The sequence below is a fragment of the Neisseria sp. MVDL19-042950 genome, from assembly GCF_030504625.1.
Taxonomy (GTDB): Bacteria; Pseudomonadota; Gammaproteobacteria; order Burkholderiales; family Neisseriaceae; genus Neisseria.
In genome coordinates this window covers 180,764-197,927 of the sequence record NZ_JAUKWH010000001.1, presented here as the reverse complement: position 1 = coordinate 197,927, position 17,164 = coordinate 180,764, and the positions used below count along the sequence as shown (strand labels likewise).

Here is a 17,164-nt window from a genome sequence, read left to right as displayed (position 1 = left end):
AAAAGCTGCCGCTATTGAATATGAGGCCGTCTGAAAGCAATAATAATGCGGAGTTATTTTCAAACCGGCATTGTTTTGGCAACAAATGCTTTCAGACGGCCTTTTGTGAGTTACAGCAGACTACATCCGTTACCCGCCGGCCTCGCCTTTCTCCCGCTAAGGCCGTGAAAACCGAACCCATGCCGAGCGGCGGATTTCAGCCTGCATCAAGCCGCCTGCCCGAATATTGCATGCAAGAGGCCGTCTGAAAACTTTTCAGACGGCCTCCAAACAAGCATCATCATTTTGCGGCAAACGGCAACCATTGCTTTCCCAATACATACATCACTACGCCGCCTATTCCGAGCAATGCAAATAGCAGCCCTTTCTTACGGGCATTGGGGCACAACCAATATACGGCCAGACTGAAACTGAAAAACAAAGCCGCCACCACCCATACCAGTTGTTTGTCTTTATAACGGTTGAGCGTATAACTTTCAGTCATCATCACATACATCTGCCACAGCCCTGCCATGCACATGCTGATGATGCCCGCAGGCAGAAAAATAATACCGAGCAGTTCTTGATTCATGATGGATGCCGTCTGAAAATAAACTTGGATTATATAGCAAACAAACTTGAATTTTGCTACGGCGTTGCTGCGCCCCAGCCCAAAGAGAACGATTCAGTAAGCCGCCGCAGCAACAGAACCGGTTCCGTACCATTTGTACCGCCGGCCTGCAACTTATTGCCTTGTATTAAAAATATATTTATTTGCTATAACGAAACAAGCAAAAACCGTTACAGCGCAATGCATGTAACGGTTTTTCTGTTTGACAATGAAAGCGGGCTTACAAAATATCTATCCGAACGCGACCGTCGATTTTAGGGCGGTAGCGGTCGGGAGAATTGTATCGCACGGCTGCGGTGATGAAATGTCCGAAAGGCAGCAGCGGCAGCATCAAACTTTGGAACGCGTGATAAATGTCCGGCTTGCCCGCCCAAATACCGTCGGCGGGGCGGTTTTCGGCATCAAGTTGGTGATGCCACTTACCGGCATCCTCAATCAAAAATCCTGCCGCATAAGCCATAAATTCTTCATACCAATAAGAAAACTCATTACCCAACTCTGCCGCGATATAGTTGGCCACTTTGGTTGATTTCTGCGGCAATGCATTCGAAGCCGCCTCTACGCCGTTTAACGCCACGCTCGCACCGATGGCTTCGCACAATACCCAATGCATACGGTCGTGCACAATCGGCTTGCCTTTGAAATCCGTGGTGTACACAAAACCGTCCGCCCCGTCGCAATGCCAATTGTTCAAAGCTTGGCGGAATAAATTGTGGGCGATATCGACAAAATTTTCCCGAACGCGGATGCCGTATTTTTGATTCATAACCGACGCATTACACGCCAACCGCGCCCATTCGAAAGCATGGCCGACGGTGGCACCATAAGGGCGGAACTGGTGTGCTTTGTCGTTTTCATTGTAATTCCAAAGCACCTGCCAATCTTCATCGAAATGTTCGGGAATGCGGTAATCGTTTTGTTTGGCCAAACCGAATGTGAAACCGATAATCGAGTTGGCACGCCGCAGCCAATTCAACGTCTGTTCGTCTGCCGAAGAAAGATTCTGCATCAGTTGGGCATCAAACGCGGCAAGGCAGGCTTCCACGGTATGCATATTGGCGTTGATGCCGCGATAAGGCTCACTTTCCAAAAAATCGCGTGAAAAAGATTCGCGCATTTTTCCGGTTTCTTCATCCCAGAAATATTCGTCGATAACTTTACTGATTTTGTCAAACAATTCATCGGCTCTCTTAATGTATGCCAGCACCCCGCTCGAAGCGGCCAACAATACGAAAGCATGGGTATAAGCGGTTTTTCGTGTGCCGGATTCTGTGGGCACAGCTTTGCCGTTTATATCGGGCTGGTGCTCGACAGCCTCAAAAAAACCGCCGTGTATAGGGTCTTCAAAATATTCGAGCAATGTGCAAATACCGTGTTCGGCAAGTTCGCGGCAACCTTCCACACCCATCAACGCACCAATGCTGTAAATGTGCGTCATGCGGCAACTTATCCATGCTTGAACGGGTTGGTCGTAATCGACTTCGCCGTTTTTATCGAGATAACCGAAACCTAAAAACACTTTAGATTTGCGGGCAAAATCAAGCAAAGCAATGCTTTGCTCAAACAACCAGCGTCTGTGCTGCAAGTTTTGTAACGCGTTTATCATAAGACACTCCTATCGGCAGATTAATCATGAATATTGTTTTACAAAAATCTATCTAATGGCTTAACTGCTTCTGCGTAAAGCAGATACCTTTGTCCGATACTGCTCTGAGGTATATTTCTTGTTATATATTTTCCCGCAACTTAACCCGTCTTTCAGGCCGTCTGAAAAACACATCGGTTTCAGCATTTCGACGTATTGTCCACTCAACCCTGAAAAAGTAATTTGAGGAATATCAAAATAAAGCCGCCCTACTTTCGACGAAGCGGCTCCATTTGATTTTATCGGGGGCTTTCAGACGGCCTCCAATTAACCGTGCAATGCCCGCTTGTCGACGGCCAACGCCGCTTCATGCAATACTTCCGATAAAGTCGGATGTGCATGAACGATACGGGCGATATCTTCGCTGCTGGCACTGAATTCCATACTCATCACGCCCTCGGCAACCAATTCGGAAACCATCGGGCCGATCATATGGACACCGAGCACACGGTCGGTTTTGGCACATGCCAATACTTTTACCGTGCCTTTGGCCTTGCCCAAACCCAAAGCGCGGCCGTTTGCACCAAAGCCGGAAGTACCTTTTTTATATTCCACGCCTTCGGCTTTCAATTGCTCTTCGGTTTTGCCTACCCATGCGATTTCGGGGTCGGTATAAATCACAAACGGAATGGTGTTGAAATCCAAATGCGGCTTCTGACCCGCAATGCGCTCGGCAACGGCCACGCCTTCGTCGCTGGCTTTATGTGCCAACATCGGGCCGCGCACCACATCGCCGATCGCCCAAACATTAGGCAGATTGGTGCGGCATTCAGCGTCCACTTTAATGAAGCCCCGCTCGTCTTTTTCCAAACCTACCACTTCGGCATTCAACCCTTCGGTATTGGGAATGCGGCCGATGGAAACAATCAGTTTGTCAAAGGTTTCTTCTTTGGCCTGACCGTCCACCTCATAAGCAACCGTTACGCCTTTTTTGCTATTTTTAATCGCATTCAGTTTCACGCCCAACTCAATCGCCAAACCTTGTTCTTTGGTGAATACTTTGAAGGCTTCTTTGGCGATTTGCTGGTCGGCTGCCGCCAAGAAAGTGGGCAGGGCTTCAAGAATGGTTACTTCGGAACCAACGCGTTTCCATACGGAACCCATTTCCAAACCGATTACGCCGGAACCGATTACGCCGAGCTTTTTCGGCACTTCGGTCAAATTCAACGCGCCTTCGTTATCCAACACATTAACATTGTCGATTTCAATTAAAGGTAACGGGCGTGGTACGGAACCGGTGGCGATAATCACCTGCTTGGCTTCGACAACCGTTTTTTCACCTTTATTGTCTACTTCGACCTGCCACAAATCACCGTTACGGCCTTTCAATGATCCTTTACCGAACAGGCTTTCCACTTTGTTTTTTTGAAACAGAAATTTAATGCCGCCGGTAAGTTTGGTAACAATCGCATCTTTGCGCTCAATCATTTTAGCCGCATCGAATTTCACATTGCCTACGGTAATACCGTGCTCGGCAAAATCATGCTTCGCCGCATGGAAATGTTCGGACGACTGCAACAAGGCTTTAGACGGAATGCAGCCTACATTCAAACAAGTGCCGCCCAATGCCGGAGCGTCGCCCGCCTTATTGACCCCTGCATCGATACAGGCCGTCTTAAAACCGAGTTGTGCGGCACGAATGGCGGCAATATAACCGCCCGGACCGGCACCGATAACCACTACATCAAATTGTGACATCTCAAAATCCTTTGCTGTTGCCTGCAAAGCGGCAGGCATCAAAATAAAAAGCCGTTTACAGCATCAACGGCACTTATACGGCGGATATTCTTTTACCATTTGTTTGGTCGCTTTATTGTGCACACGGATGATTGCTTTCGGGTGTACTTTACATAAAGTATCCCGTGCAAGCGGAACGCCCGCTCTATTAGTACCCATTTCAACCCGTTTGCTTAACAAACGACCATGATCATCATAAGCAGACACCAGATATTCTTCTTCCGGCGTACTTGCACAAGCCCCTAATAATAAAGTGAAAAGTAAAACAGTATATTTCATATTCTTCTATATTTTCTTTTCAGACGGCCTAAATCACTTCAGGCCGTCTGAAAGCCAAGTTATCGTTTTTAGAGATCCAACAACAAACGCGCCGGATCTTCCAACAAGTCTTTAATAGTTACCAAAGTTAGCACTGCCTCACGACCATCAATGATACGGTGGTCGTAAGACAAAGCCAAATACATCATCGGGCGCACCACCACTTGACCGTTTTCAACCACGGCACGGTCTTTGGTAGCGTGCATACCCAAAATGGCAGATTGCGGCGGGTTGATGATCGGCGTAGACATCATCGAACCGAAAGTACCGCCGTTGGTGATACTGAAAGTACCGCCGGTTAAATCTTCCAATGCAATTTTACCGTCTTTAGCCTTAACTGCATAATCGACAATGGCTTTTTCAATATCCGCGATGCTCATTTGGTCCGCATCACGCAGAATCGGCACAACCAGACCGCGCGGGCTGCCGATGGCGATACCGATATCAAAATAACCGTGATAAACGATATCGTTGCCGTCAACAGAAGCATTCACTACCGGATATTTTTTCAAAGCGGCCACAGCGGCTTTGACGAAGAACGACATAAAGCCCAGCTTCACACCGTGCTCTTTTTCGAATTTTTCTTTATATTTGGCACGCAAATCCATAACCGGTTTCATGTTGACTTCGTTAAATGTAGTCAAGATGGCATTTTCTTGCTGCGAAGCCAGCAGACGTTCGGCCACACGCGCACGCAAGCGGCTCATCGGCACACGTTGCTCCGGACGGGCACCGGCGGGAACGGGTGCAGTGGCAGGAGCGGCAGCTTTAGGCGCGGCAGATGCATTTTGCACATCTTCTTTCAATACCCGTCCGTCACGACCCGAACCTTGCACGCTGCCGATGTCCACGCCTTTTTCGGCAGCCAGCTTGGCTGCGGCAGGCATGGCCACACCGGATTGTGTGTTGGATGCAGGTGCAGCGGCTTCGGCGGGAGCGGCAGCAGCCGGTGCGGCAGCTTCTGCTTTGGCCGTAGTATCGATTTTGGCCAAAAGCTGCTGTGCAACCACCGTTTCACCGTCTTGCGCCACGATTTCGACCAAAACACCGGCTTGTGGTGAGGGCACTTCCAAAACCACTTTATCGGTTTCCACATCAATCAAAATCTCGTCGCGCTCTACAAAGTCGCCCACTTTTTTGTGCCAAGTCATCAAAGTGCCTTCAGACACACTTTCCGACAATACAGGTACTTTTACTTCAACAATCATTTTTTTCTCCGGTAGTGTGCGGCCGTCTGAAAAAATGTTTCAGATGGCCTCATTAATGGTTCAGTTCAAATTCATCGCATCGTCAACCAACTGTTTGAGTTGGGCAACGTGTTTGCTCATATAGCCGACAGCAGGAGAAGCACTGGCCGGACGACCCGCATAAGTCAGTTTTTGCGACTCATTCAAAACACGCTCGATACGGTGGCGGATCTGATAAAACGCCCCTTGGTTACGCGGTTCTTCCTGCGCCCACATCACTTCTTTTACTTGCGGATATTTATCCAATTCGGCTTTTATTTCTTCGTATGGGAACGGATACAGTTGTTCCAAGCGAATGATCGCAATGTAATCCGTCAAATTGCGCTCCACACGTGCCGCCGCCAAATCGTAATAAACCTGACCGGCACACAGAATCACCCGTTTCACTTTGCCGTTATCGCGTTCTTCCACATCGCCGATCACCGGACGGAACGCCGAGCCTTCAGTAAAGTTTTCCAACGGGCTCATTGAATCTTTAAAGCGCAACAAACGTTTCGACATGAAGATAACCAACGGCTTGCGGTATGAACGCAGTGCTTGGCGGCGCAATATATGGAACATCTGGGATGCTTCGGACGGCATGATAATCTGCATGTTTTCTTCCGAACACAGTTGCAACCAACGTTCCAAACGTGCCGAAGAGTGTTCCGGCCCTTGGCCGTCGTAACCGTGTGGCAGAATGGTCGTCAATCCGCACAAACGCCCCCATTTGGTTTCACCCGATGAAATAAACTGGTCGATAACCACTTGCGCGCCGTTGGCAAAGTCGCCGAACTGTGCTTCCCAAATGGTTAATTTGTCGGGAGCCGAGCAGGCAAAACCATATTCGTAGGCCATTACCGCTTCTTCATTCAAGATGGAGTCGATAACCATAAAGTCGGCTTGCCCCTCTGCCATATGGCGGAGCGGAACATAAGCGCCGTCATCGCTTTTCTCACGATTTTGATCATGCAGCACGGCATGACGGTGAGAGAACGTGCCGCGTCCTGAATCTTCGCCGGAAATCCGCACCCCCGTGCCGTTGGTTACCAAACTGGCATATGCAATCGTTTCCGCCATACCCCAGTCAATCGGCTGCTCGCCCGTAGCCATGCCTTTGCGTGCTTCAAGCACGCGCTTGGCGGTATTGTGCAAAGTGAAATTTTCAGGTACTTCGGTAAACTTGTCTGCCAAACGTTTGATATCGGCGGCAGGCAGGCCGCTTTCCACTTTTTCACGCCAATCTTGGCCTTGGTACTTAGACCAATCTACACGGTGTTTGCTTTCGTAATCAGTCAAGCGGGTTTGTTCAACATGTTCGCCTTTATCCAAAGCGGCACGGTAAGCCTGAATGTAACTTTCGGCTTCTTCAGCTTTGATAATGCCTTCAGCAATCAGTTTGTCGGCATATAAAGCTCGCGTGCCCGGATGTTGCGACACTTTTTTGTACATCATCGGCTGGGTCAATGTGGGGTCATCGCCTTCGTTGTGGCCCAGTTTACGGAAACATACCAAATCTATCACCACATCTTTTTTGAAGCGTTTGCGGTAATCCAAAGCAGCCTGTACAACAAAACATACTGCTTCAGGATCGTCGCCGTTCACATGGAATACCGGTGCTTCCACCATTTTTGCGATATCGGTACAGTAAACAGTCGAACGCACATCACGGGTATCCGAAGTGGTAAAGCCGATTTGGTTGTTGATAACGATATGAACCGTACCACCGGTAGTATAACCGCGGGTTTTGGAAAGATTGAATGTCGCTTGATTGACACCCAATCCGATGAAAGCCGAATCTCCGTGAATCAAAACGGGCAACACCTCATTTTGACCGCACCCGCCGCGACGGCGTTGCTTGGCACGTGCCGAACCTTCAACCACGGGGTTAACGATTTCCAAATGCGAAGGGTTGAACGCCAGAGTAACATGCATAGGGCCGTTCGGAGTAGCAATATCGGAGTTGAATCCCATATGGTATTTTACGTCGCCGCTGGGCAGAGTTGCGACGGCACGACCCTCAAACTCGGCAAACAAGTCGCTCGGTTTTTTACCCAAAGTATTCACCAATACATTCAGACGGCCACGGTGTGCCATGCCGATAATGACTTCTTCAACACCATCTCTACCGGCGTTTTGAATCAAATAGTTCAAACCGGCAATGGCACTTTCGCCACCTTCGACGGAGAAACGCTTTTGCCCTACATATTTGGTATGCAGATAACGTTCCATGGTTTCGGCGGCAGTAATTTGTTTCAGAATATAACGTTTCTGCTCAACGTTGAATTTAGGAGTAGATAAGCTGCTTTCAAAATAATTTCTAATCCAACGACGCTCATCGGTATTGGCGATATACATATATTCGATGCCGATATGTCCGCAATAAGTCTGCTTCAGGTTGCTAACGATATCCGACAAGGTCATTTTGTCCCGACCGGAAAAATCCCCCTCACCTACACTGAACTGGACAGCCATGTCAGCATCGCTTAAGCCGTGGAATTTAGGATCTAAGGCCTCTATATTGCGAGGAGGCATGCGTTCGAGAGGATCAAGCCGGGCGGCACCTACGCCTTGAATCCGATAAGCAGACATCAGCCGCAGCACGCCTACTTGCTTTTTCATCAAAGTTTCATCCAAGCCGCCCGAAATAGCAGCCGTGGCTTTATTTTTGGCAAGATTGGCAAAAGATTCTTGAATCGGACGATGCGCCACATCTCTTTCTACTGCACCAGGCTGAGCTGCCAGATCACTAAAATAGTGCCTCCAATTATCGTCTACCGATTGGGGGTCATTAAGAAAGTTTTCGTATAATTCTTCGATGTAAGGTGCGTTGGAACCAAATAAATAAGAGAAATTTAGTTTATCATCCATCATGGCTTCTGCCTTTGCCTTTGGTTTGTAGAAAATTTAAAAGAGTAGAATTTCTTTATCTTCAAAACGCAGCCGGTGTCGCTTGAAAATATATCCATTCTACCCTCTGAAAATTAAGTTTGCTAATATTTTCCGCTTTGATTTTAAAGTAATTAGACTACACAATAATCATATCCGTTTCAAATGAATCCTACTTGCTTCGAATGCCGTCTGAAACAAGTAGGACATTAAAACAATCAATCGGTTAACGCTTCTCAACCGGTACAAAATCGCGTCGCGGCGAGCCAGTATAAAGCTGGCGCGGGCGACCGATTTTTTGATTGGGATCACTAATCATTTCATGCCAATGTGAAATCCAACCTACCGTACGCGCCAAAGCGAAGATAACGGTAAACATTGAAACCGGAATGCCCAATGCAGACAATACGATGCCAGAGTAGAAATCCACATTCGGATACAGTTTACGTTCGACAAAATAAGGATCATTGAGCGCGATTTTCTCCAATTCCATCGCCAACTTGAATTGCGGGTCATCTTGCAAGCCCAACTCATTCAACACTTCATAACAAGTTTCACGCATGATGCTGGCGCGGGGATCCATATTGCGGTAAACACGGTGCCCGAAACCCATCAGGCGGTATTTGCGCTCTTTCACACCTTCCATAAAGGCTGCTACGTTAGATACGTCGCCGATTTCATCCAACATTTTCAACACGGCTTCGTTAGCACCGCCATGAGCCGGCCCCCACAAGCTGGCAATACCGGCGGCAATACATGCAAACGGATTGGCACCGGAAGAGCCTGCCAAACGCACGGTAGAAGTTGACGCATTTTGCTCGTGGTCTGCATGCAGAATGAAAATACGATCCAGCGCACGCACCAATACCGGATTAGGTTCGTAATCTTCACAAGGAGTAGCAAACATCATGTGCATAAAATTTGCCGTATACGAAAGATTATTCTTCGGATAATTAAACGGCAAACCATTTGAATAACGGTAGCACATTGCAGCAATCGTAGGGATTTTGGAAATCAAACGATAAATCGCCACTTTACGATGATCCGGATCGGCGATATCCAAACTGTCTTGATAGAAAGCGGACAAGGCACCTACCACACCCACCATCATGGCCATCGGGTGGGCATCACGGCGGAAACCGCGGAAAAACCAAGTCAGTTGTTCATGAACCATCGTATGGTGCATCACGGTATTAACGAATTTGTTTTTCTCTTCGGCAGTAGGTAGTTCGCCATAAATCAACAAATAGCATACTTCCAAATAATCGCTGCCCTCGGCCAATTGTTCAATGGGATAGCCGCGATAATAAAGCTGGCCTTTATCACCATCAATGAACGTAATTTTTGATTCGCAGCTCGCAGTTGAAACAAAGCCCGGATCAAAAGTAAACATACCAGAACCTTTGGTAAAGGTACGGATATCGACTACATCGTTACCCAAAGTACCTTTCAAAACAGGCAGTTCCAAGGTGTCTTTACCTTCGATTGCTACTTTAATTGATTGAGACATCTCTTTAGCTCCTTTATTCTTCTATGCAAGGTGATGAAATATGCAAGCAGTCTTATTAACACTGCCTGATTTTATCCAGCAATGATTTAAATTGCGGATTGTCTGTTTTTTCTTTTTCGTTTACCAACGCCAAAAATTCAGGATCGGGCAAATCCAAAAGCGCTACAAACACTGACAATTCTTCATCATTGAGGTTCTGGAATTCTTTTTCCATAAACCGCCCGAGCACGATATCAAGCTCAAGCAAACCTCTGCGGGTTAAGAAGCGGATTCTCCGCTTCGCGGTTTCATCAAAAGCCACCATTTTATTTAAATAGCTCGTTTCAACATGATTTCTTTAATCTTGCCGATTGCCCGTGTCGGATTTAAATGCTTAGGACATACGTCCACGCAATTCATAATCGTATGGCAACGGAACAAACGGTAAGGGTCGTTCAAATTATCCAACCGTTCATTGGTGATGGTATCGCGGCTGTCCGCAATAAAGCGGTAAGCATTCAATAAACCGGACGGGCCTACAAACTTATCAGGATTCCACCAAAACGACGGACAAGCGGTGGAACAGCAAGCGCACAAAATACATTCGTACAAGCCGTCCAACTCTTTGCGTTCTTCTTGGGTTTGCAAACGCTCGCGATCAGGTGCGGGAGTATCGTTGACAACATACGGTTTGATGGAGTGATATTGTTTGAAAAACTGTGTCATATCAACAATCAAATCGCGAACAACGGGCAATCCCGGCAGCGGGCGCAATTTAATCGGCTGTTTCAAACTGCGGATATCGGTTAAGCAAGCCAACCCGTTTTTGCCGTTGATGTTCATGCCGTCTGAACCGCAAATACCTTCACGACATGAGCGGCGGAAAGACAGGCTGTCATCCACAGCTTTTAATTTAACCAATGCATCCAATAATTTAACATCAGTAGGTTCGATTTCCACTTCGTAATCCTGCATATAGGGCTTTGCATCTGCGTCAGGATTGTAGCGGTACACCTGAAAACGTATCTTTTCCATGTGTTGTGTTCCTTATATTTTTTAGTAAACGCGCTTGGCCGGTTCAATATAGTCGACGGTAAGTGGTTTGGTGTGAACCGGTTTGTAGGACAAGCTGTTGTCGGCGGTGTAGAAAAGGGTGTGTTTCATCCAATTTTCATCATCGCGCTCGGGGTGGTCGTCCGAAGCATGTGCTCCGCGCGATTCTTTACGCGCTTCGGCGGATACTAAAGTAGCTTTGGCCACCTCAATCAAGTTATCCAACTCCAAAGCCTCTATGCGTGCGGTATTCCATACTTGGCTCTTGTCTTTAATTTCGGTATTTTTCACGCGCTCTGCAATCGTCAATACCTTATCCACACCTTCTTTTAAGATGGCATCGGTACGGAACACACCGGCATGCAGTTGAACCGTGCGTTGTAACTCGCGACGCAATTCATCTACATTCTCTCCGCCGGTTTGGTTATTCAAACGATCCAAACGCCGTTTGGTAAGCTTGCCTGCATTGCCGGGCAACTCTTTCCAGCCGTCTTGCTTGTTAATATACTCAATCATGCTGTCGCCGGCAGATTTACCGAATACAACCAAGTCTAACAGGGAGTTGGTACCTAAACGGTTGGCACCATGCACGGAAGCACAAGCACATTCTCCGGCTGCATATAAACCGTTCACTACGGCTTCGGGATTATCGCCTTGCGGCACAACCACTTCGCCCAAATAATTGGTAGGAATACCGCCCATCATGTAGTGAGTGGTCGGCACAACCGGAATCGGATCTTTAATCGGGTCGATACCGGCAAACTGGATGGAAATCTCGCGGATACCCGGCAGTTTTTCCATAATTTTTTCCGCACCGATATGGTCGATTTTCAGCAACACATGGTCTTTATTTTTACCGCAGCCACGGCCTTCATAAATTTCCATCGCCATAGCTCGCGAAACCACGTCGCGAGAAGCCAAATCTTTTACGGTCGGCGCATAACGTTCCATGAAACGTTCGCCGTCGCAGTTCAGCAGAATACCGCCTTCGCCACGCACGCCTTCGGTAATCAATACGCCGGCTCCGGCCACACCTGTGGGATGGAATTGCCAGAATTCCATGTCTTCGAGCGGAATACCCGCACGGGCACAAATACCCAAGCCGTCGCCGGTATTCATGAAGGCATTGGTTGAAGAAGCATAAATACGGCCCGCACCGCCTGTGGCAAACAATACGGCTTTGGCATGGAAGATATAAACATCGCCGCTTTCCATTTCCATAGCGGTTACGCCGACGACATCGCCGTTTTCGTTACGGATCAGATCCAGCGCCGTCCACTCCACAAAAAATTGGGTGTTGGCACGTACATTTTGCTGATACAGCGTATGCAACATGGCATGGCCGGTACGGTCGGCCACTGCACAAGCACGTTCTACCGCACGCTTACCGTGTTCGGCGGTATGGCCACCAAAAGGACGTTGATAAATTTTGCCACTCTCTACGCGGTCGAAAGGCATGCCCATATGCTCCAACTCGATAACGGCTTCAGGAGCACGGCGGCACATGAATTCGATGGCATCTTGGTCGCCCAACCAATCCGAACCTTTTACGGTGTCGTACATGTGCCAGTCCCAACGGTCTTCCTGCACGTTACCCAAAGAAGCGGAAATACCGCCTTGGGCAGCTACGGTGTGAGAGCGGGTAGGGAAAACTTTAGACAATACGGCTGTATTCAAACCAGACTTTGACAATTGCAGAGCGGCACGCAAACCGGCACCGCCGCCGCCAACAATTACAGCATCAAACTTACGAACAGGAAAACTCATACGATACCCCAAATTACTTTAACCGAATACACCAAACAGCCTACCAGCCAAACGATAGTGGCCACCTGTAAAAACAAGCGCAGTCCGAACGGCTTGATATAGTCCATCCACAAATCGCGGATACCTACCCAAGCGTGCAGGAATACAGCAATAAAAGTAACCTGGGTAAATACTTTCACCCAAATTTGGGAGAAAAATGCTTGCCAAGACTCATAATCGCCGGGCAATGACAAAAGAAAAATAATGAATGCAACGGTGTAAATCAGCATAATCACGGCTGTTACGCGCTGCATCGCCCAATCACGCAGGCCGTAATGGGCACCGGCCAATTTGCGGTCTACCATAACCATGCTCCTATCACGACAGTTAAAATCAAAGCTGCAACGAATACCAATTTCGCAGTTGCGCGTGCAGTTTGCAATTCCAAACCTTTATGGGCGTCCAAAAATAAAAAACGGATGCCGGCCAATAGATGATGCAAATAGGCCCAAAGCAATCCGATTAAAGCAAGTTTGACAAAAGGGTTGGCAACAACTGCACGATACGTTTCGAATGCAGCTTCACGACTTAACGTGCCGCTAAGAAAGCACAGCAATAACGGCAGGCTCACAAACAAAATGACCCCGCTGATGCGGTGCAGAATGGAAACAATCCCGGGTATCGGCAACCTGATATTAGGGAGTTCAAGGAATACAGGGCGCTGTTTCGTCTGCATTTCAATATCCTCTTTCTACAGTATTTTTCTCAAATTCTCAAAACCGAGAAGTGTTTTGCCCAAACTTTATTTAAAATCAAGCTACACAAAACTACTTCAGCACGTAATTTACATGGTTTGCCAAATATTGAACAGCCCCCTTTAGCGGTTTTTTAATGAAATTTAACGTCAACCTTACAAACCAAGAGCCTTTCACCGGCTTTCGTGCCGGATCATTTTTCAAAAAACGGGCGATATTTATTTTCCCGATGCTCTCAAAGGCCGCAAAAGAAACGGCTACGGTCAATATATATGATAGTTCCGTCCGACACTTATTTATTGCTATGGACTTATCGCATTTGAAAAGTTTCAGGCGACTACAAAATAATATTGCCCCTATCAATAAATTTGGTATGATTACAAATGTCGTGGCACGGCTTCCCACGCTTGTTCCTGCGTAGAAGCCGATTTTATTGCACATACAACCAATATCCGTCACAGCATACTTATCAGTGTTCTATGAAGACCGCTCATGCGGCACATCCGTTTGATAAGGCCGTCTGAAAACATTCTTCCGACAAAACACTGTTTCTTTACACAAACAATTAATTCAGGAGAGTTTTGGTATGAAAACACCCGTTCGCGTTGCCGTTACCGGTGCAGCAGGTCAAATTGGTTATGCTTTATTGTTCCGCATCGCTAGCGGTGAAATGCTGGGTAAAGACCAACCCGTTATTTTGCAGTTGCTGGATTTGCCTCAGGCTCAAAATGCCGTAAAAGGCGTGATGATGGAATTACAGGATTGCGCGTTTCCGCTTCTGGCCGGCATGTTCACTACCGACAACCCCGAAGAAGCGTTCAAAGATGCGCAAATCGCCATTTTGGTGGGTTCGCGCCCGCGCAGCAAAGGTATGGAACGTGCCGACTTGCTGCAAGCCAACGGAGAAATCTTTACCGTGCAAGGAGCAGCGCTGAACAAAGTGGCCGACCGTAACGTAAAAGTGCTGGTTGTCGGCAACCCCGCGAACACCAATGCCTACATCGCCATGAAATCGGCTCCCGATTTGCCTGCCAAAAACTTCACCGCCATGCTGCGCCTCGACCACAACCGTGCATTAAGCCAAATCGCCGAGAAAACCGGCAAGCCTGTGGCCGAGATTGAAAAACTGTGCGTATGGGGCAACCACTCTCCCACCATGTATGCCGATTACCGCTTCGCCACCATCAACGGCGAAAGTGTAAAAGATATGATCAACGACCAAGAATGGAACGCCGATGTATTCCTGCCTACCGTGGGCAAACGCGGCGCGGCCATTATCGAAGCACGCGACCTGTCTTCCGCCGCTTCTGCCGCCAATGCCGCCATCGACCATATCCGCGATTGGGTGTTGGGCACCAACGGCAAATGGGTAACGATGGGCATTCCGTCTGACGGTTCTTACGGCATTCCCGAAGGCACCATGTTCGGTTTCCCCGTTACTTGCGAAAACGGCGAATACAAACTGGTTCAAGGTTTGGAAATCGATGAATTCAGCCAAGAGCGCATCAATATCACGTTGAAAGAACTGGAAGAAGAAAAAGCAGGCGTTGCCCACCTGCTGTAATCTTTTAAAACCCGAAAAGGCCGTCTGAAAACAAGCCCGAGACATTTATCGCACCGTCCGCTTTTTCAGACGGCCTTTCTACATCTGTTTCTTGTGCACCAAAGCCCATCCGATGCATATGCGGTTGCAGCCTTCATTATGTAAAGCATACCGCTTTGCGCTTTTTCTTTCTTTAACCGACTGTCAAATATACTTTCACTTGCAATTACGACAACCTTTCCCCATGTACGGAACGAAACCTTTGCAAAATTCCTCGAGGCGGAAGTGGTTTAAGGTATAGTAACCGCTGACAACACTTCAATGCGCCACAAGAAAAGTTTTGCGACGTTTCAAACGTATTACATATTACACACCACGAGGTTTTTAATATGCACAGACCGTCTCCTGAAGAGTTCATCCCCAAATTCCGCCGCCGAAAATTGGACGACCCTAGTTTTTTGCGCAAACTCGGCCGTTTCGCCGGCAGGCTCGGCGCACCGGTGGTTCGCCAACTGTATGCGCTGTATTTTCTGTTTAAAGCACCCACCACACCCAAACGCGCCAAAGTCATTATCCTCGGCGCTTTGGTTTACTTCCTCAGCCCGATAGACAGTATTCCCGATTTGCTCGGGCCTTTGGGATTCAGCGACGACATCGCAGTCATTACTTTGGTTTACGCTCAAGTTAAAAGCTATTTAACCGAAGAAATCCGCGAAAAAGCACGTATTGCCACAGAGAAACTGTTCAACAGATAAGATTTGATGGCAGAGGCCGTCTGAAAAGTTTTCAGACGGCCTCTTATCATTTACATATCAAAGCAATAAACCGGCTACTGCTTCCCCAGCCACGCCGATACCGCCAAACGCAAGCGGCGTATTCCTTCTTCCCTATCTTCGTCATTCAACAACAAGCTGGGCGCCAAGCGGATAACATTTCCGCCGGCCACTAAAATCATCAAGCCGTGTTTCAACGCTTCTTGCGTCAACTCTCCGGCACGGCCTGCATATTCGTCCGCCAACACGCAGCCTATCAGCAACCCCATACCGCGAACTTCTTTAAACACGCCTGTTTCATTACCCAAATCTTTTAAGACGGCCTTCAGCTTTTCTCCTTGCTGATGAACGTTTTCCAACGTATCCGCCGCATTAATCACATCGAAAGCACTTCCGGCAACGGCACAGGCCAGCGGGTTTCCGCCAAAAGTGGTACCGTGTGTTCCCGGAGTAAAAGCCGAAGCGATTTTATCGGTCGTCAGCATCGCACCAATCGGAAAGCCGCTGCCGAGCGCTTTGGCACTGGTAAGAATATCGGGCGTAACGCCGTAATGTTCATAAGTAAATAATTTGCCGGTGCGCCCCATGCCTGTTTGCACTTCATCCAAAATCAACAAAGCATGGTTTTCATCACATAACCGGCGAGCAGCCTGCAAAAATTCGGCATCCACCGGCAAAACACCGCTTTCGCCTTGTATCGGTTCGAGGATAACTGCGCAAGTTCGCTCGCTGACCGCTTCGGACAATGCTTTCACATCATTGAACGGCACATGGGAAATGGCAGGTGGCAAAGGGGCGAAATCTTGGCTGTATTTCGGCTGGCCGCCTACGGAAACCGTGAACAATGTGCGCCCGTGAAAACCGTTGATGCAGGCGATGATTTCGTTTTTACCTTCGCCGAAATGATCGCGGGCATATTTGCGTGCCAGTTTTAACGCCGCTTCATTGGCTTCCGCACCGGAGTTGCAAAAAAACACTTTCTCGGCAAAAGTATGCTCGGTCAGCTTTTTTGCCAGTTTTTGTGTGGGTTCGGTAGTGTAGATATTGGAGATATGCCACAATTTGCCCGCCTGCTCGGTTAACGCCTTAACCAATACGGGGTGGCAGTGCCCCAACGCATTCACCGCAATACCACCTGCCAAATCAATGTATTCCCGCCCTTCACTATCCCACACCCGACTGCCGGAGGCGTGATCGGGAATGACGGGAGCGAAAGCAAAATTGGGAGTCAGATAGTTTTGCATGGGTATTCCTTTTTCAAAAAGTGAAAGTCATTATGCGCTGATTATTGTTTATTTTCAATGTATAACGGATAAACCGCCACTTTTCGCGGCCATATATCCTTATTCATAACAAAGGCCGTCTGAAAACTTTTTTCAG

Annotated in this window: 16 protein-coding genes; 3 read left to right on the top strand and 13 right to left on the bottom strand. The window is 48.0% G+C overall.

All coding sequences use genetic code 11. From position 1 onward, the window contains the following. Nucleotides 1-280: 280 nt before the first annotated feature. The 12 genes from Q0X97_RS00950 to sdhC all read right to left on the bottom strand — a co-directional run bounded on the left by Q0X97_RS00950 (nt 281) and on the right by sdhC (nt 13,449). A complete protein-coding gene (locus Q0X97_RS00950; RefSeq protein ID WP_302065398.1) occupies nt 281-571 on the bottom strand; it encodes a hypothetical protein in 291 nt (96 codons plus the stop codon). Nucleotides 572-830: 259 nt separating this feature from the next. Next, entirely contained in the window at nt 831-2,216 is a 1,386-nt protein-coding gene (locus tag Q0X97_RS00945) for an AGE family epimerase/isomerase (RefSeq protein WP_302065397.1), read from the bottom strand. Between the two features lie 306 nt (nt 2,217-2,522). Continuing rightward, nucleotides 2,523-3,953 (bottom strand): dihydrolipoyl dehydrogenase, encoded by a 1,431-nt coding sequence (lpdA, locus tag Q0X97_RS00940; protein WP_302065396.1) that lies wholly within the window; start codon nt 3,951-3,953, stop codon nt 2,523-2,525. A 63-nt stretch (nt 3,954-4,016) separates the two neighbouring features. Beyond that, nucleotides 4,017-4,271, bottom strand: a complete 255-nt coding sequence (locus tag Q0X97_RS00935; protein WP_302065395.1) for a hypothetical protein — start codon at nt 4,269-4,271, stop codon at nt 4,017-4,019. 68 nt (nt 4,272-4,339) lie between these two features. Continuing rightward, nucleotides 4,340-5,518, bottom strand: coding sequence for a 2-oxoglutarate dehydrogenase complex dihydrolipoyllysine-residue succinyltransferase (gene odhB / locus Q0X97_RS00930; RefSeq protein WP_302065394.1), 1,179 nt, complete (start codon nt 5,516-5,518; stop codon nt 4,340-4,342). A gap of 60 nt (nt 5,519-5,578) precedes the next feature. Then, nucleotides 5,579-8,410 (bottom strand): 2-oxoglutarate dehydrogenase E1 component, encoded by a 2,832-nt coding sequence (locus tag Q0X97_RS00925; protein WP_302065393.1) that lies wholly within the window; start codon nt 8,408-8,410, stop codon nt 5,579-5,581. A 241-nt stretch (nt 8,411-8,651) separates the two neighbouring features. Next, nucleotides 8,652-9,935: a citrate synthase gene (gltA, locus tag Q0X97_RS00920; RefSeq protein WP_302065392.1), complete on the bottom strand. Its 1,284-nt coding sequence runs from the start codon at nt 9,933-9,935 to the stop codon at nt 8,652-8,654. Nucleotides 9,936-9,990: 55 nt separating this feature from the next. Continuing rightward, on the bottom strand, nt 9,991-10,239 hold the full coding sequence (locus tag Q0X97_RS00915) for a succinate dehydrogenase assembly factor 2 (RefSeq protein WP_085389639.1): 249 nt from the start codon (nt 10,237-10,239) through the stop codon (nt 9,991-9,993). 5 nt (nt 10,240-10,244) lie between these two features. Continuing rightward, on the bottom strand, nt 10,245-10,949 hold the full coding sequence (locus Q0X97_RS00910; RefSeq protein ID WP_302065391.1) for a succinate dehydrogenase iron-sulfur subunit: 705 nt from the start codon (nt 10,947-10,949) through the stop codon (nt 10,245-10,247). A 21-nt stretch (nt 10,950-10,970) separates the two neighbouring features. Next, nucleotides 10,971-12,734, bottom strand: coding sequence for a succinate dehydrogenase flavoprotein subunit (gene sdhA, locus Q0X97_RS00905; protein WP_302065390.1), 1,764 nt, complete (start codon nt 12,732-12,734; stop codon nt 10,971-10,973). After that, on the bottom strand, nt 12,731-13,078 hold the full coding sequence (gene sdhD / locus Q0X97_RS00900) for a succinate dehydrogenase, hydrophobic membrane anchor protein (protein ID WP_302065389.1): 348 nt from the start codon (nt 13,076-13,078) through the stop codon (nt 12,731-12,733). The genes sdhA and sdhD overlap by 4 nt, the downstream gene beginning before the upstream one ends. Further along, on the bottom strand, nt 13,072-13,449 hold the full coding sequence (gene sdhC / locus Q0X97_RS00895) for a succinate dehydrogenase, cytochrome b556 subunit (RefSeq protein ID WP_302065388.1): 378 nt from the start codon (nt 13,447-13,449) through the stop codon (nt 13,072-13,074). The genes sdhD and sdhC overlap by 7 nt, the downstream gene beginning before the upstream one ends. Before the next feature lie 155 nt (nt 13,450-13,604). On the opposite strand from sdhC, the gene Q0X97_RS00890 reads away from it, so the two are divergent. The 3 genes from Q0X97_RS00890 to Q0X97_RS00880 all read left to right on the top strand — a co-directional run bounded on the left by Q0X97_RS00890 (nt 13,605) and on the right by Q0X97_RS00880 (nt 15,766). Continuing rightward, nucleotides 13,605-13,889: a hypothetical protein gene (locus tag Q0X97_RS00890; RefSeq protein WP_302065387.1), complete on the top strand. Its 285-nt coding sequence runs from the start codon at nt 13,605-13,607 to the stop codon at nt 13,887-13,889. 165 nt (nt 13,890-14,054) lie between these two features. Then, nucleotides 14,055-15,032, top strand: a complete 978-nt coding sequence (locus Q0X97_RS00885) for a malate dehydrogenase (RefSeq protein WP_302065386.1) — start codon at nt 14,055-14,057, stop codon at nt 15,030-15,032. A 368-nt stretch (nt 15,033-15,400) separates the two neighbouring features. Further along, nucleotides 15,401-15,766 (top strand): YkvA family protein, encoded by a 366-nt coding sequence (locus Q0X97_RS00880; protein ID WP_302065385.1) that lies wholly within the window; start codon nt 15,401-15,403, stop codon nt 15,764-15,766. A gap of 74 nt (nt 15,767-15,840) precedes the next feature. On the opposite strand, the gene Q0X97_RS00875 is transcribed toward Q0X97_RS00880, so the two are convergent. Next, complete coding sequence (locus Q0X97_RS00875; protein ID WP_302065384.1) at nt 15,841-17,028, bottom strand: acetylornithine/succinyldiaminopimelate transaminase; 1,188 nt, start codon at nt 17,026-17,028, stop codon at nt 15,841-15,843. Nucleotides 17,029-17,164 lie beyond the last annotated feature (136 nt).

Coding starts and splice junctions, on each gene's coding strand:
- Q0X97_RS00950 (WP_302065398.1), bottom strand. CDS start 571: ATGAATCAAGAACTGCTCGGTATTATTTTTCTGCCTGCGGGCATCATC.
- Q0X97_RS00945 (WP_302065397.1), bottom strand. CDS start 2,216: ATGATAAACGCGTTACAAAACTTGCAGCACAGACGCTGGTTGTTTGAG.
- lpdA (WP_302065396.1), bottom strand. CDS start 3,953: ATGTCACAATTTGATGTAGTGGTTATCGGTGCCGGTCCGGGCGGTTAT.
- Q0X97_RS00935 (WP_302065395.1), bottom strand. CDS start 4,271: ATGAAATATACTGTTTTACTTTTCACTTTATTATTAGGGGCTTGTGCA.
- odhB (WP_302065394.1), bottom strand. CDS start 5,518: ATGATTGTTGAAGTAAAAGTACCTGTATTGTCGGAAAGTGTGTCTGAA.
- Q0X97_RS00925 (WP_302065393.1), bottom strand. CDS start 8,410: ATGATGGATGATAAACTAAATTTCTCTTATTTATTTGGTTCCAACGCA.
- gltA (WP_302065392.1), bottom strand. CDS start 9,935: ATGTCTCAATCAATTAAAGTAGCAATCGAAGGTAAAGACACCTTGGAA.
- Q0X97_RS00915 (WP_085389639.1), bottom strand. CDS start 10,239: ATGGTGGCTTTTGATGAAACCGCGAAGCGGAGAATCCGCTTCTTAACC.
- Q0X97_RS00910 (WP_302065391.1), bottom strand. CDS start 10,949: ATGGAAAAGATACGTTTTCAGGTGTACCGCTACAATCCTGACGCAGAT.
- sdhA (WP_302065390.1), bottom strand. CDS start 12,734: ATGAGTTTTCCTGTTCGTAAGTTTGATGCTGTAATTGTTGGCGGCGGC.
- sdhD (WP_302065389.1), bottom strand. CDS start 13,078: ATGGTAGACCGCAAATTGGCCGGTGCCCATTACGGCCTGCGTGATTGG.
- sdhC (WP_302065388.1), bottom strand. CDS start 13,449: ATGCAGACGAAACAGCGCCCTGTATTCCTTGAACTCCCTAATATCAGG.
- Q0X97_RS00890 (WP_302065387.1), top strand. CDS start 13,605: ATGAAATTTAACGTCAACCTTACAAACCAAGAGCCTTTCACCGGCTTT.
- Q0X97_RS00885 (WP_302065386.1), top strand. CDS start 14,055: ATGAAAACACCCGTTCGCGTTGCCGTTACCGGTGCAGCAGGTCAAATT.
- Q0X97_RS00880 (WP_302065385.1), top strand. CDS start 15,401: ATGCACAGACCGTCTCCTGAAGAGTTCATCCCCAAATTCCGCCGCCGA.
- Q0X97_RS00875 (WP_302065384.1), bottom strand. CDS start 17,028: ATGCAAAACTATCTGACTCCCAATTTTGCTTTCGCTCCCGTCATTCCC.